The sequence below is a fragment of the Halorubrum sp. SP3 genome (assembly GCF_005435195.1).
GTDB classification, from domain to species: Archaea; Halobacteriota; Halobacteria; order Halobacteriales; family Haloferacaceae; genus Halorubrum; species Halorubrum sodomense.
The window spans coordinates 1-340 of sequence record NZ_SGTU01000495.1 but is presented as its reverse complement, the minus strand read 5'-3'; the positions used below and the strand labels follow the sequence as shown (position 1 = coordinate 340).

2 pseudogenes are annotated in these 340 nt (G+C 65.3%); both read left to right on the top strand.

What is annotated here, in order from left to right:
• A pseudogene (locus EXE42_RS17380) lies at positions 1-181 on the top strand (long-chain fatty acid--CoA ligase); the annotation flags it as partial.
• 55 nt (positions 182-236) lie between these two features.
• A pseudogene (locus EXE42_RS20720) lies at positions 237-340 on the top strand (helix-turn-helix domain-containing protein); the annotation flags it as partial.

Here is a 340-nt window from a genome sequence, read left to right as displayed (position 1 = left end):
GGTCGGGAAGGCGATCCTCGTCGGCGACGAGTCGCTCACGCTCGGCGACGTGGAGTCGCACCTCGCCTCGCGGGTCGCCCGGTACGCGGTGCCGAAGGAGCTGGCCTTCGTCGACGAGATGCCGACCTCGGGGCCCTCGAAGATCGACCGCGCGGCGCTGAAAGAGCGGTTCGGTGGCTGACGGCGCCGTAACCCACAGGAACAACCATTATATACGCAGGGGATAAGGACGGGGCATGCTCGACGTCACGATGGATATGGAGCAGTTCGACTGCCCGTTCATCGACACCTCCGCCGACCACGACGTCTCCTTCTCGGCCATGCACTGGCAGTTGGACAC